At 62.4% G+C, this 13,921-nt stretch carries 13 protein-coding genes; 9 read left to right on the top strand and 4 right to left on the bottom strand.

Annotated elements, in window-relative coordinates; all coding sequences use genetic code 11:
- Nucleotides 1-7: 7 nt before the first annotated feature.
- Nucleotides 8-1,132, bottom strand: a complete 1,125-nt coding sequence (locus tag ACN0V4_RS16975; protein ID WP_417678274.1) for an alpha/beta fold hydrolase — start codon at nt 1,130-1,132, stop codon at nt 8-10.
- Between the two features lie 327 nt (nt 1,133-1,459).
- Here ACN0V4_RS16975 and sdhC point away from each other — a divergent pair, with 327 nt between their 5' ends.
- The 8 genes from sdhC (at nt 1,460) to ACN0V4_RS17015 (ending at nt 8,884) form a co-directional block, all read left to right on the top strand.
- Nucleotides 1,460-1,849, top strand: coding sequence for a succinate dehydrogenase, cytochrome b556 subunit (sdhC, locus tag ACN0V4_RS16980; protein WP_417678276.1), 390 nt, complete (start codon nt 1,460-1,462; stop codon nt 1,847-1,849).
- A gap of 10 nt (nt 1,850-1,859) precedes the next feature.
- Nucleotides 1,860-2,231: a succinate dehydrogenase, hydrophobic membrane anchor protein gene (gene sdhD / locus ACN0V4_RS16985; RefSeq protein WP_417678278.1), complete on the top strand. Its 372-nt coding sequence runs from the start codon at nt 1,860-1,862 to the stop codon at nt 2,229-2,231.
- A gap of 23 nt (nt 2,232-2,254) precedes the next feature.
- Entirely contained in the window at nt 2,255-4,060 is a 1,806-nt protein-coding gene (sdhA, locus tag ACN0V4_RS16990; RefSeq protein ID WP_417678280.1) for a succinate dehydrogenase flavoprotein subunit, read from the top strand.
- Between the two features lie 151 nt (nt 4,061-4,211).
- A complete protein-coding gene (locus tag ACN0V4_RS16995) occupies nt 4,212-5,021 on the top strand; it encodes a hypothetical protein (RefSeq protein WP_417678282.1) in 810 nt (269 codons plus the stop codon).
- Nucleotides 5,022-5,051: 30 nt separating this feature from the next.
- Nucleotides 5,052-5,834: a succinate dehydrogenase iron-sulfur subunit gene (locus ACN0V4_RS17000; protein ID WP_417678284.1), complete on the top strand. Its 783-nt coding sequence runs from the start codon at nt 5,052-5,054 to the stop codon at nt 5,832-5,834.
- A gap of 192 nt (nt 5,835-6,026) precedes the next feature.
- Entirely contained in the window at nt 6,027-6,182 is a 156-nt protein-coding gene (locus ACN0V4_RS17005) for a hypothetical protein (RefSeq protein ID WP_169726936.1), read from the top strand.
- Nucleotides 6,183-6,714: 532 nt separating this feature from the next.
- Nucleotides 6,715-7,887, top strand: coding sequence for a type III PLP-dependent enzyme (locus tag ACN0V4_RS17010; RefSeq protein ID WP_417678286.1), 1,173 nt, complete (start codon nt 6,715-6,717; stop codon nt 7,885-7,887).
- 190 nt (nt 7,888-8,077) lie between these two features.
- Entirely contained in the window at nt 8,078-8,884 is an 807-nt protein-coding gene (locus ACN0V4_RS17015) for an urea carboxylase-associated family protein (RefSeq protein ID WP_417678288.1), read from the top strand.
- A gap of 42 nt (nt 8,885-8,926) precedes the next feature.
- On the opposite strand, the gene deoD is transcribed toward ACN0V4_RS17015, so the two are convergent.
- The 3 genes from deoD to ACN0V4_RS17030 form a co-directional block, all read right to left on the bottom strand.
- Nucleotides 8,927-9,634 carry a purine-nucleoside phosphorylase gene (gene deoD, locus ACN0V4_RS17020; RefSeq protein ID WP_417678290.1) on the bottom strand — a complete coding sequence of 236 codons (708 nt, stop codon included), beginning with the start codon at nt 9,632-9,634 and terminating at the stop codon, nt 8,927-8,929.
- A 16-nt stretch (nt 9,635-9,650) separates the two neighbouring features.
- Entirely contained in the window at nt 9,651-9,974 is a 324-nt protein-coding gene (locus tag ACN0V4_RS17025; protein WP_417678292.1) for an H-NS family nucleoid-associated regulatory protein, read from the bottom strand.
- Nucleotides 9,975-10,079: 105 nt separating this feature from the next.
- Nucleotides 10,080-12,140 (bottom strand): methylmalonyl-CoA mutase family protein, encoded by a 2,061-nt coding sequence (locus ACN0V4_RS17030; RefSeq protein WP_417678294.1) that lies wholly within the window; start codon nt 12,138-12,140, stop codon nt 10,080-10,082.
- Nucleotides 12,141-12,449: 309 nt separating this feature from the next.
- Between ACN0V4_RS17030 and ccrA the strand changes: the two genes are divergently transcribed.
- Nucleotides 12,450-13,742: a crotonyl-CoA carboxylase/reductase gene (ccrA, locus tag ACN0V4_RS17035; RefSeq protein ID WP_417678296.1), complete on the top strand. Its 1,293-nt coding sequence runs from the start codon at nt 12,450-12,452 to the stop codon at nt 13,740-13,742.
- Nucleotides 13,743-13,921 lie beyond the last annotated feature (179 nt).

Raw genomic sequence — 13,921 nt, forward strand, 5'->3', positions numbered from 1 at the left:
GCGGGGCTCAGGCCCCGCCGTTATCCTTCTGCCACTTGGCGATGATCGGCCAGGCCTCGGCCAGGGTATGCGATCCCATGAACAGGCCGATATGGCCGCCGGGCACCAGCTTTTCGACGATGTTCTTCTTCGGTGTTCCGATCAGATCGCGGGCGGCGAAGACCTGTTCCTTGGTGGTGATGTCGTCGGATGCGCCAGCCAGCAGATAGGTGGGGCAGGTGATTGATTTCAAAGACAGCTTGCGGCCCAGTGCGGTGAACTCTCCCTTGGCGAAGAGGTTCTGTTTGAACAGCATGTCGATCGCCTGCATGTAATAGACCCCCGGCAGATCGACCGGGTTCTCATACCAGCTCTCGAAATGCTCGGTCCGTTTCAGATAGCTGGGGTCGTCGACATGTTCGTAAAGTTCGACGTATTTTTCCACATACTGCTTGTCGGGATGCATGTTCTTCCAGCCCGCCAGCATGTTTTTGCCCAGCATTCGGCCGCCGCCCTGCTTGACCAGCTCCTTGTAGAAATCAAGCGGCAGGCTGTGGGCCATCTCGCGGATTGGCCCCTCGCCGGCATTGGTGTCGATGGGGGAGCCGGCGAGCACCAGGCTCGCCACCTTGTCGGGGAAGCGGCAGGCGTACATGGCGGACATCCAGCCGCCCTGGCAGAGACCGACCAGGTTCACCCGGCCGCCCAGATCGTCGACCGCGACATTGATCTCGGCCAGATACTTGTCGATGTCGAAATCGCGCATCTCGGGCGTGGCGCTTTTCCATTCGGTCACCAGGACACGACCGATGTCATGGTCGAGCAGGGTCTGCGCCAGGCTCTGACCTTTGGCGAAATCGGCGATGGTAGAACTGTGGCCGGCGAAGGGGGCGTCGATCAGCACTGGCACGCCGGAGGCGCCGGGGGCTGAGAAGTCTCTCAGCCGCATGGTGTCGGTTGCCAGAATCACCGTGTTGGGCGTCGCCCATTCCGGTTCCGGCGGATGATCGACCTTGGTGGCGAGGCCTACGAATTTCATGTTGCGCTGGAACATGTCCAGGGCGGTTTCGCCAAGCTCCACGCCGGCCGCCATCGGCCAGAAGAATGGAACGCTGATCTCATGGGCTGTTTTCTTCTCGTCTGACCGCGTCATCGGAAATCTCCTTTTGGACCGCGCAGCTCCTCCGCTGACAGATTTGGCTACGATCCCCCAGGATGCAAGCGCTGCGTCCTGGTTGCAGCGGAACGCCGCGGGCGAGGGCGGGGAGAGAGACTCAGCCCCTCGTCAGATTCAGCCCGCCGTCGCCTCGGTCGGCGGGTGGGAATGTCGGGAATTTGTGATCACGGCCATGTTTCATGTGATCACGTTGGGAACATTCTGCATTGCCGCGCCAAAAAACCATGGATTTTGATACGGCTCGCGCGTGACAGTTGCCGCAAAAAGAGTAAAAACGGCGCAGCCAACCGGAAAGGAGCCACTATGGCCGATGTCAATCGGGGCAATCGCCCGCTTTCGCCATTCATGCTGGGCAAGTACTACAGGTTTCAGTTCAATTCCGTTACCTCGATCCTGAACCGGATCACCGGCAACGCGATGATCGTCGCCACGTTGCTGATCGTCTGGTGGTTCCTGGCCGCCGCTACCGCACCGGAATATTTCGATGTGGTGGATTGGGTCATTACCAGCTGGCTCGGTGATCTCGTGATGTTCCTGTCGGTCCTGGGCATGTGGTACCACCTGCTCGCCGGCATTCGGCACCTGATCTGGGAAAACGCGAAGGGGCTGGACATGTCCACCTCGGACAAGATGGGCTGGATCGCGCTGATCGGCTCGGTCGTGCTTACCCTCGTCACTGTCGCGGTTATCTGAGGAGACTCCAATGCGTTACCTGACGGACCGCAAACGCGTCGACGGGCTGGGCACTGCCAAGTCCGGCGTTCATCACTTCTGGGCGATGAAGGTCAGCTCCATCGCCCTGATCGTGCTCATCCCTCTGTTCATCTTCACCTTCGGCCCGGCGCTGGGGCAGCCCTATGAAGTGGTCCTCGACTACTATTCGCGGCCCTTCCCGGCGATCGTGGCGGCGCTCACCCTGGTGGTGGGGCTGCGCCACTTCCATCTGGGCGCGCAGATGGCGATCGAGGATTACGTGCACGGCTGGAAACAGCGTGGGCTGATCATCGCGGTGATGTGCCTGAGCTATGCCGCGATGGCGGTTGGGCTCTTCTCCATCGCCCGCATCGCGCTCTAACCCCGAACGGGAGACTATAAGCAATGGCTGCTTACCAATACGAGACGCATAATTATGACGTCGTTGTTGTCGGCGCCGGTGGTGCGGGGCTCCGCGCCACCCTCGGCATGGCAGAACAAGGCCTCAAGACCGCCTGCGTGACCAAGGTTTTCCCGACCCGTTCGCATACCGTCGCCGCCCAGGGGGGCATCGCCGCCTCGCTGTCGAACATGGGCCCCGACAACTGGCAGTGGCACCTTTACGACACCGTGAAAGGCTCTGACTGGCTGGGCGACACCGACGCGCAGGAATATCTGGTGCGTGAGGCGCCCAAGGCGGTTTACGAGCTGGAACACTACGGCGTGCCCTTCTCGCGGACCGAAGAGGGCAAGATTTATCAGCGGCCCTTCGGCGGCCATACCACCGAATTCGGTGAAGGCCCCCCCGTGCAGCGGACCTGCGCCGCGGCCGACCGCACCGGCCACGCCATCCTGCACACGCTCTATGGCCAGTCGCTGAAGCAGAAGGCGGAATTCTATATCGAGTATTTCGCCATCGACCTGATCATGTCCGAAGACGGGCAGTGCCAGGGCGTGGTCTGCTGGAAGCTCGACGACGGCACCATGCATGTGTTCAACGCCAAGATGGTCGTTCTGGCCACCGGCGGCTATGGCCGTGCCTATTTCTCGGCGACCTCCGCCCATACCTGCACCGGCGACGGTGGCGGCATGGTGGCACGTGCGGGTCTCGCGCTGCAGGACATGGAGTTCGTCCAGTTCCACCCCACCGGCATCTACGGCTCCGGCTGTCTGATCACCGAAGGGGCGCGCGGCGAGGGCGGCTATCTGACCAACTCGGAAGGCGAGCGGTTCATGGAACGCTATGCCCCGACCTACAAGGATCTGGCCTCGCGCGATGTGGTGTCGCGCTGCATGACCATCGAGATCCGCGAAGGCCGCGGCGTGGGCGAGCACAAGGATCACATCCACCTGAACCTGTCGCACCTGCCGAAAGAGGCTCTGGCCGAACGTCTGCCGGGGATTTCGGAATCGGCGCGCATCTTCGCCGGTGTCGACGTCACCAAGGAACCGATCCCGGTTCTGCCGACGGTGCACTACAACATGGGCGGCATTCCGACCAACTATTGGGGCGAGGCGATCAACCCGACCGCTGACAACCCCGATGCGATCGTGCCCGGCCTGATGGCCGTGGGCGAGGCCGGTTGTGCGTCTGTCCATGGGGCGAACCGTCTGGGCTCCAACTCGCTGATCGACCTCGTGGTCTTCGGTCGCGCCGCCGCCATCCGCGCCGGCAAGGTCGTCGACCCCGAAGCGCCGAACCCCGAGCTGAACCAGGCCTCGGTCGACAAGGCGTTCGAACGCTTCGACAGCCTGCGTTATGCCAAGGGCAATATCCCGACTGCCGAACTGCGGCTCGAGCTGCAGAAGACCATGCAGGCCGATGCCGCCGTCTTCCGCACCGAGAAGTCGCTGGCCGAAGGGGTGGAGCGGGTCAAGGCCGTGGCCGCGAAGATGGAGGACATCCATGTGACCGACCGCTCGCTGATCTGGAACTCCGACCTGATGGAGACGCTGGAGCTGACCAACCTGATGCCCAACGCTCTGGCCACCATCGTCGGCGCCGATGCGCGCAAGGAATCCCGCGGGGCGCATGCCCATGAGGACTACCCCGAGCGTGACGACGCGGAATGGCGCAAGCACTCGATCATGCATGTCGAAGGCAACCAGGTGGAGCTGACCTATCGTCCGGTTCACATGGACCCGCTGACTGCGGAAGAAGATGGCGGGATCTCGCTGAAGAAGATCGCGCCGAAGAAACGGGTCTACTGATGATGCACCCCGGTTCCCAATCGCTCGGGCTTCGGCCGGCGGTCTGCCCTGTGCAGATCGTCGCCCGGTGCCGGTGCGGCGGGGCCGGGGGCTCCATCAGCCCCAGCGGGCGCGCCCTGATCGGGGCGCCCCTTGTGCGGGGGGCCGTGGCATGACCCGGCTCGTCCTGCATTGCGGTCTGCAGAAGACCGGCACCACGTCGTTCCATCACTTCGTGCAGAAGAACGCCGGCGCCTTGCCGGACGGTCTGCGCATCCTGACGCCGGAAAAGGGCACGGTGACCCGGACTGTCGGGCGCAAGTCGGTTCTCTGGACCAGCGCGCCGGAGGACAAGACCCGGGATGAGTTCATCGCCGCCGTCATCGATCTGCGCCAAGCCGTCGCGGCCGAGGCGGAGGCCGGCGCCGAAACCGTTCTCGTCTCGCACGAGAACCTGCCGGGTGCCATGCCGGGGTATTGGGGCGAGACCGGGCTTTATCCGCATCTGGAAGAGGTCATCGACCTTCTCGACACCCACCTGGCGCCCTTCGTGCCGGAGTATGTGTTCTATGTGCGGGAAATGGCAGGCTGGAAGCGCAGCGTGCATAACCAGGCGGTCAAGTCGGACGGCTATACCGGCGACTGGGACCTGTTCCTGACCGAGACCGCGGCCTATCCCGACTGGGCCAGCCTGCGGACCCGGCTGGAGCGCGCCCTTGGCGATCGTCAGCGCGTCTTCCGGTTGGAGGACGAGGCCGACGCCAGCCGCCCCGGGACGCAGCTTCTGCACCATGTGGGATGCCCCGAGGACGCCCTTGGCGCCATGACCTTCAAGCCGGCGCGGCTGAACCAGAGCCTGAACGCCGGCGCGCTGGAGTTCATGCGCCAGATCAACGCTCAACACCTGGATCGCGTGGCGCGGCGGAAGGTTGCCCAGCTCGTCCGTGACAATCAGGCACTTTTCAAGACGGTAGATCCGTAGAGCACCGCCAACCGTAGAGGAAAGCTCAAAATGGTACAATTCTCGCTACCCAAGAACAGCCGGGTCACCACCGGCAAGACCTGGCCGAAACCGGAAGGCGCCAAGAATGTGCGGACCTTCAAGATCTACCGTTGGGATCCCGATACCGGTGAAAACCCCCGGGTCGACACCTATTTCCTCGACATGGACAAGTGCGGCCCGATGGTTCTGGACGCGCTGATCAAGATCAAGAACGAGGTCGACCCGACGTTGACCTTCCGCCGCTCCTGCCGCGAGGGGATCTGTGGCTCCTGCGCGATGAATATCGACGGTCACAACACCCTGGCCTGCATCTTCGGCCTGGACGAGGTGAAGAAATCGGTGGTGACGATCTATCCGTTGCCGCACATGCCGGTGGTCAAGGACCTGATCCCCGACCTGACGCATTTCTATGCCCAGCATGCCTCGATCATGCCCTGGCTGGAAACCAAGACCAACCGCCCGGCCAAGGAATGGCGCCAGTCGATCGAGGACCGCAAGAAGCTCGACGGTCTTTATGAATGCGTGATGTGCGCCTCCTGCTCGACCTCCTGCCCGTCCTACTGGTGGAACGGCGATCGGTATCTCGGCCCGGCCGCGCTGCTGCACGCCTATCGCTGGATCATCGACAGCCGCGACGAGGCCACCGGTGAGCGTCTGGACGGGCTGGAAGACCCGTTCAAGCTCTATCGTTGCCATACCATCATGAACTGCACCCGCACCTGCCCGAAAGGCCTGAACCCGGCCAAGGCGATCGCGGAAATCAAGAAGATGATGGTCGAACGCGCGGTCTGACCTGACCCGTCGTCATGCTTTCATCAGCGCCCCGGGCCCGGTTAGGGTTCGGGGCGTTTGTTTTTCGGCACATCTTAAATGCTGCAATGCAGAAAACGCATGGCGAGGTTGCGGTTTTTCCGGGGTGTGCCGGGGCCCCCGGCCCATTAGGTAGCCGCTCAGGGAGGACATTGCCCTGCAACGGAGTGTCCGATGGAACGTCGCACCGAAAACACCAAGGTCTCCGCCGAGGCCGCACTGCACATCCTGGAAGAAGCCTGGGCGTATTACACGCCGCTGCCGCTGCCGGCCGAGGCCGAGCATGTGGCTGATCAGGAAGAGCTCTTCCATTATCACAACGCGGCTTGATCTGGCCGCGGTGAGGGCGCTGGGGTAGGTAGGGCATATGGTCTTCCTGCTTCCCCTGCTGATCCTCGCCCTTGTCGCCTATTTCACCTGGCGGCATTTCACCTCTTCGCTGACAAGAGATTGCCGGTGGCGCCTGGATCGCGCCAGCGGCCTTTGGCGTTGTGCCGCCTGCGGCGCGGAGGTGCCGGCAAAGGCCGGGGCGGCGCCGCGATTCTGCGCCAAGGCGCGGGGGTGAAACGCGGCCTGAGTTTTGATCATATTGACATTTAAGCTTTTGATCATATTGGTTTTTCGCGGCTTTCCGGGCCGGTGACGTGCCTGAATTGGAGTATTTCCGCCTGCACGCCTAAAAAAATGACTCGGATGCAAATTTCCTCTTGATCGACTCGTCATTCGCGATGATATGCGCGCTTAAGACGCCAACGCACGCGCCTCTGGCGAGAGGGGGAAAGTCCCCTGCGGTTACGTAGCGACGGTAACGTCTCCCGTGGAAGTGAGCGGCCACTACTGGCCGGGTCTATTGGAGATGACCATGAACGCATACGTGACCGGTTTTCCGGTGGCGCAAGAACTGCGCCCGCAATCCCGCATCGAAAACTTCATTCGTTCGACCCAGTTCGACCGTCCGACGCTGGTTCTGGACGTCGATCGCGTCGCCGATCAATATCATGCGCTGAAGGCCGGCCTGGGCCGGGCGCGCATCCATTACGCCGTCAAGGCCAACCCGGCGCGCGAGATCATCGAGCGTCTGGTGAATCTCGGCTCTGGCTTCGACGCCGCCTCGCGCGCCGAGATCGAGCTCTGCCTGTCGCTGGGCGCGCAGCCGGATCACATCTCTTTCGGCAATACCGTGAAAAAGCCGCGCGACATCGAATTCGCCTGGCATGCCGGTGTCACGCTCTTTGCCGCCGACGCGGAGGAAGAGCTTGAGAAGATTGCAGAGTTCGCCCCCGAGTCGCGTGTCTACATCCGTCTGATCGTCGACGCCTCGGAAGCCGACTGGCCGCTGAGCCGCAAGTTCGGCTGCGCCCGCGACAAGGCGATTGCCCTGATGGATTACGCGGTCGAACTGGGGCTGGCGCCGGTGGGCATGTCCTTCCATGTCGGCAGCCAGACCAAGCGCGCCGAGATGTGGACCACCACGCTCGACCAGGTGGCCGCCGTCTGGCACGCCGCCCGCGAGGCTGGCCATGACCTGAGCCTGCTGAACATCGGCGGCGGTTTCCCGGCCTATTATGGTGAAGAGATCCAGGGCCCGACCTCCTATGCGGCGCGGGTGATGGAACTGGTGGCCGAGCGCTTTGGCGATGTGGCCGAGATCATGGCCGAACCGGGCCGTGGCCTGGTTGCCGAGGCTGGCATGATCGCCGCCGAGGTGCTGCTGGTGTCGCGCAAGTCGAACAATGATCTGCATCGCTGGGTCTATCTGGATATCGGCAAGTTCTCCGGCCTGGCCGAAACCATGGATGAGGCGATCCGCTATCAGTTCGTCACCGACCACGATCACGACGCGATGGGCCCCTGCATCCTGGCCGGCCCCTCCTGCGACAGCGCTGACGTGCTTTATGAAAAGCGCCCCGTCGAGCTGCCGCTGGGGCTGAAGGCCGGCGACCGCATCCTGATCCGCAACTGTGGCGCCTATACCTCGACCTATGCCAGCGTCGGTTTCAACGGCTTCCCGCCGCTGGATGTGATCACCATCTGAGCGACCCAGGTCCAGAGACAGAGCAGCGCCCGGTCCTCCCTCGGCCGGGCGTTGATCGTTGGGGGGAGGGGGGCTCTGCCCCCCACGGCCTGCGGCCTCCCCCCGGGATATTTGTGGCTAGAAAAAGCTGGGTGCTTGCGCTGGCCTGCCGGTCGCGGTTTGCTGTGGGAAAGTCCCACTCGAGGTCGCGATGACACAGCCGCCCCCAGATGCCGATGCCCGCCGCGCCGTGGCGCCGGTGATCTGTTATCCCGCCGAGGGGCTGCCTGCGCCCGATCTGGCGCTTTATGCGCGCGCGCGGAGCGGGGCGCGCAAGCTGGCCGAGGTGATTGCGCCGCCGCGCGAGGCGGTCTGTTTCGAGGTGGCGGCGGGGCAGTTCTTTCGGATCACCTGCACCGAAGGGTCGCAGGTGGGCGATCTGAACCTGTGGAACGCCCAGGATCTGAGCGAGCGGTTCTATTCCGGCAAGACCCGGGCGCTGCATGGCACCCATGTGAGACTGGGGGATCGGCTGTGGAGCAGCTTTCCGTCACTGCGGCCGATGGCGACGATCACCGGGGATACGCTGTCCTGGTATGGCATCGACCCCCATGGCGGCGCCGTGCACGACGTGATCGGAACCCGCTGCGACCCCTATACCCATAATCTGCTGTCGGGCGGCCAATATCACCAGTGCTGTCATTCGAACCTGATCCGTGCCCTGGCAGATCACACCGGGATGAGCTTGGCAGAGGCGGAGCCGCATGTGCACGATGTGCTGAATGTCTTCATGTGTACCGGCTTCACCCGCGACACCGGGCAGTATTTCATGAAGGCGAGCCCGGTGCGGCCGGGTGACTATCTGGAGCTTTTTGCCGAGATCGACCTGCTCGGTGCGCTCAGCGCCTGTCCGGGCGGGGATTGTTCGTCAGAGCATTCCAGCGATGCCGCCGCCTGCCATCCGCTGCGGATCGAGGTTTTCGCGCCGGAAGACGGGGCGCTGGAGGGCTGGGTGTAGCCGCCCGTGAACGGCTATGATCGCAGCCACGGAGGGTAGCGGTCAGCCCGGGAAGGCGGCGTGGAGTGCGATGTCCACCATGTCGGAGAAGCTGCGTTCGCGATGGTGCGAGTGCAACGCCTCGCCGGTTCCGAGGTGGTCCGAGACCGTCAGCACCGCCAGTGCCCGGCGGCCATAGCGGGCAGCCAGCGTGTAAAGCTCGGCCGCCTCCATCTCGACCCCAAGGATGCCGTGGCGGACCATCTGGTCATTCAGATCGGGGCGTTCGTCATAGAAGGTGTCCGACGAATAGATGCCACCGACATGGGTGGGGATGCCCTTGGTCTCGGCTGCCATGGCCGCGGCGCGCAACAGTGACCAGTCAGCGCAGGGGGCGAAGTTCACCTCGCGGAAGATGCTCAAGGAGGGGGAGCTGATCGTGGTTGCGGTCATCGCCAGGATCACGTCGCGCAGACCGATGTGCGGCTGCATCGCGCCGCAGGAGCCGATGCGGATCAACGTCTGCGCGCCATAGTCGCGGATCAGTTCGTTCACATAGATCGACAGCGAGGGCATGCCCATGCCGCTGCCGTGGATGGTGACGCGGTTGCCATGCCACAGGCCGGTAAAGCCCAGCATGCCGCGCACGTCGTTGACCTGCCGGACATCGGAGAGAAAATGTTCCGCCGCCCATTTCGCGCGATAGGGATCCCCCGGCAATAAGACCGTTTCGGCAATATCACCGGGTTCAGCGCCAATATGGATCGTCATGTCCGGCAGTTTCCGTTCAGATTTCCAGATCGGTGATATCGGCGCCACTGCTCAGCGCCTCATGCACCCAGCGCGGCTTGCGACCACGGCCCGACCAGGTTTCTTCCGGATTGTTCGGGTTGTGGTATTTCGCCGGCGCTTTTGATTGCTTCGAGGCCAGCTGAATTTTCCCGTCCCCGGACAGTTCGGCGAGGGAAAAGCCGTATTCGGCGGCAGCAAGCTCTGCCGCTTTCAGAGCTTCGCGACGTTCTCGAACCTCTGCATCCTTGAGAGCCTTTTCCACATTGACGCGCAGTTCCAGAAGTTCCTTGCGGGAAAAGCCCGAGAGGTCGATCGCCATTTGCATCTCCAATATATCGAAAGATGCGTCGGTGGATAACACCGGCGCAATGTTGGCACAATAGCGATCATGGTGACGCTGATCAGCGTCAAATTGTACAGTTACCTATTCCGCTGCAATTTTTCGTGGATCAACCAGGGCCACAATGTCGCTCATAATTACATTTAGCTCAAAATCCTTTGGCGTATAGATTTTCGCGACTCCCATGGTTTTCAATTTCTGAGCATCGCTTTCGGGAATAATTCCGCCAACGATCACAGGAATGTGATCCAATTCGGCATTCTTTAGGCGCTCCATCACCTCTTCGACCAAGGGAATATGGCTGCCGGAGAGAATCGAAAGCCCGATCACATGCGGGTTTTCGGCCTGGGCGGCGGCAATGATTTCCTCGGGGGTGAGGCGAATCCCCTCATAGCTGATCTCCATGCCGCAATCGCGGGCGCGGAAGGCAATCTGTTCGGCGCCGTTGGAATGGCCGTCGAGCCCCGGTTTGCCGACCAGGAATTTCATCCGGCGGCCAAGCCGGTCGCTGACCGCATCGACGGCGGCGCGCAGATCGTCGAGCCCTTCGGTCTTGTTCGAGACCGAGCGCGACACGCCGGTCGGGCCGCGATAGGTGCCGTGCACGGCACGCATCTGTTCCGCCCATTCACCGGTGGTGGCGCCGGCCTTTGCCGCGGCAATCGAGGCCGGCATGATATTGGTGCCGCTCTTCGCCGCCTCACGCAGATCGGCCAGGGCAGTTTGCACCGCCGCTTCGTCCCGCGCGGCGCGCCAGTCGTTCAGCCGGGCAATCTGCTCTTCTTCCACCGCCGGATCGACGACCATGATGCCGCCGTCCTCGGTCTGCAGCGGCGAGGGTTCGCCCTCGGTCCATTTGTTGACGCCGACGACGATGGTTTCATTCCGTTCGATCCGATTCAGCCGATCGGCGTTGGAATCGACCAGCCGCGCTTTCATATAGTCGATCGCGGAAATCGCCCCGCCCATGGAATCGAGGTTGGCCAATTCGGCGCGCGCGCCCTCTTTCAGTTCCTCGACCTTGGCGTCGACCACCGGATTGCCGTCGAACAGGTCATCGTATTCGAGCAGGTCGGTTTCATAGGCCAGGATCTGTTGCATCCGCATCGACCATTGCTGGTCCCAGGGGCGCGGCAGGCCCAGGGCCTCGTTCCAGGCCGGTAGCTGGACGGCACGGGCGCGGGCCTTTTTGCTGAGCGTCACGGCAAGCATCTCGATCAGGATGCGATAGACGTTGTTTTCCGGCTGCTGTTCGGTGAGCCCGAGAGAGTTCACCTGAACGCCATAGCGGAAGCGGCGGTATTTGGCATCCTCGACGCCATAGCGGTCGCGGCAGATTTCGTCCCAGAGGTCGACGAAGGCGCGCATCTTGCACATTTCGGTGACGAAGCGGATGCCCGCGTTCACGAAGAAGGAAATGCGGCTGACCATCTCCGGGAAATCGGCGGCGGCAACCCGGGGGCGCAATTCGTCCAGAACCGCGATTGCTGTGGACAGGGCGAAGGCCAGTTCCTGTTCGGGCGTCGCGCCGGCCTCTTGCAGGTGATAGGAACAGACGTTCATCGGGTTCCATTTCGGCACGTTGCGATAGCAATATTCGGCAACGTCAGCGATCATCTTCAGCGAGGGCTTCGGCGGGCAGACATAGGTGCCGCGGCTCAGGTATTCCTTGATCAGGTCGTTTTGCACGGTGCCCTGAAGCTTGGAAATATCGGCGCCCTGTTCTTCGGCCACCGCGATATAGAGCGCCAGCAGCCAGGGGGCGGTGGCGTTGATCGTCATCGAGGTGTTCATTTGCTCCAGCGGGATCTGGTCGAACAGCATCCGCATGTCGCCCAGATGGCAGACCGGCACGCCGACCTTGCCGACTTCGCCATGCGCCAGCTTGTGGTCGCTGTCATAGCCGGTCTGGGTCGGCAGGTCGAAGGCCACCGACAGGCCGGTCTGACCTTTGGCCAGGTTGCCGCGGTAGAGCGCGTTCGAGGCCTTCGCGGTGGAATGGCCGGCATAGGTGCGGATCAGCCAGGGGCGGTCTTTCTGCGTCTGCGTCATCGGGAGCCTCTTGAATCGGGGTCGCAACAATATTTCGCGTCTGAGTTCTAAATCGTAATTTTCGGCCCCTGTCAATTCGCCGCATCGCGGCATTAGGGGAAGATGCCGCGACGGCGCGCGGCTGTGTCCAGCTTGCCGGGATCCGGTCGCCTTGCCAAAGGGAATCCGCGCGCGGTGCCGGGCTGTTCGGGGACATCGGGTGGGGTGGATCACGGGATAAACTGAAGAAAAATCGGGCACTTCGCAGGTGCGGCGTCAAATCTTGCGGAAATTCTGCATCTGCGAGGTCATAAAATTACAAAATCACAACATAATGTATTGCATTGTTGCGTGGCCATTAGTATCTCCCCCTCAGGGCTGCGATTCTGCGTCGCGGCAGAGAGGATATCTAAGGAGGCCGGCATGGCTCTGGACACCAACGGTGGGATTGCGCCGTATGAGGCGCCCGAAAAAGACCTGTACGAGATGGGCGAGATGCCTCCGCTCGGTTACGTGCCGAAGAAGATGTACGCCTGGGCCATCCGCAAGGAACGCCATGGCGAGCCCGACACCGCCATGCAGCTCGAGGTGGTGGATACGCCGACGCTCGACAGTCAGGAGGTGCTGGTTCTGGTGATGGCCGCCGGCGTCAACTACAACGGCGTCTGGGCGGCGCTCGGCAAGCCGGTCAGCCCCTTCGACGGCCACAAGCAACCCTATCACATCGCCGGGTCGGATGCCGCCGGCATCGTCTGGGCGGTCGGTGACAAGGTCAAGCGCTGGAAAGTCGGCGACGAGGTTGTGATCCACTGCAACCAGGACGACGGCGACGACGAGGAATGTAACGGCGGCGACCCGATGTTCTCGCCCTCGCAGCGGATCTGGGGCTACGAGACGCCCGATGGCTCCTTTGCCCAGTTCACCCGCGTGCAGGCGCAGCAGTTGATGCCGCGGCCCAAGCACCTGACCTGGGAGGAATCGGCCTGCTACACGCTGACGCTGGCCACCGCCTACCGGATGCTGTTCGGCCACCACCCGCACGAGCTGAAGCCGGGTCAGAACGTTCTGGTCTGGGGCGCCTCGGGCGGTCTGGGCTCCTATGCGATCCAGCTGATCAACACTGCCGGCGCCAATGCCATCGGGGTGATCTCGGACGAGGACAAGCGCGAGTTCGTCATGGAACTGGGCGCCAAGGGCGTGATCAACCGCAAGGACTTCAACTGCTGGGGTCGTCTGCCCACGGTCAACACGCCGGAGTACAACGACTGGCTGAAAGAGGCGCGCCGCTTCGGCAAGGCGATCTGGGATATCACCGGCAAGGGGGTGAGCGTCGACATCGTCTTCGAACACCCGGGCGAGGCAACCTTCCCGGTCAGCTCGCTGGTCTGCAAGAAGGGCGGCATGGTGGTGATCTGCGCCGGCACCTCGGGCTTCAACTGCACCTTCGACGTGCGCTACATGTGGATGCATCAGAAGCGGCTGCAAGGCTCGCACTTCGCGCATCTCAAGCAGGCGGCGGCAGCCAACCGGCTGATGCTGGAACGGCGGCTCGACCCGTGCATGTCCGAGGTCTTCACCTGGGAAGACCTGCCGACCGCGCATATGAAGATGCTGCGCAACGAACATAAGCCCGGCAACATGTCGGTGCTGGTGCAATCGCCGAAGACCGGCCTGCGCACTTTTGAAGAGGTTCTGGAGGCCGGCCGGCGCGCCTGAGCCGGACCCGAACGGATTGAAACTCTTGAAACCGCGGAGCCGATGGCTTCGCGGTTTTCGCATCTGGATTGTGATCCTGGGATTGGATATTACTTAAAGTTGTTTTAAGTCAAAACAGCTTCAACCTCAGGGGGTTTCATGCCCAGGGCTCATTGGATCTTGGCCGTTCTACAGGATTT

This window comes from Pseudodonghicola sp. (genome assembly GCF_048268305.1).
Classification (GTDB): Bacteria; Pseudomonadota; Alphaproteobacteria; order Rhodobacterales; family Rhodobacteraceae; genus Pseudodonghicola.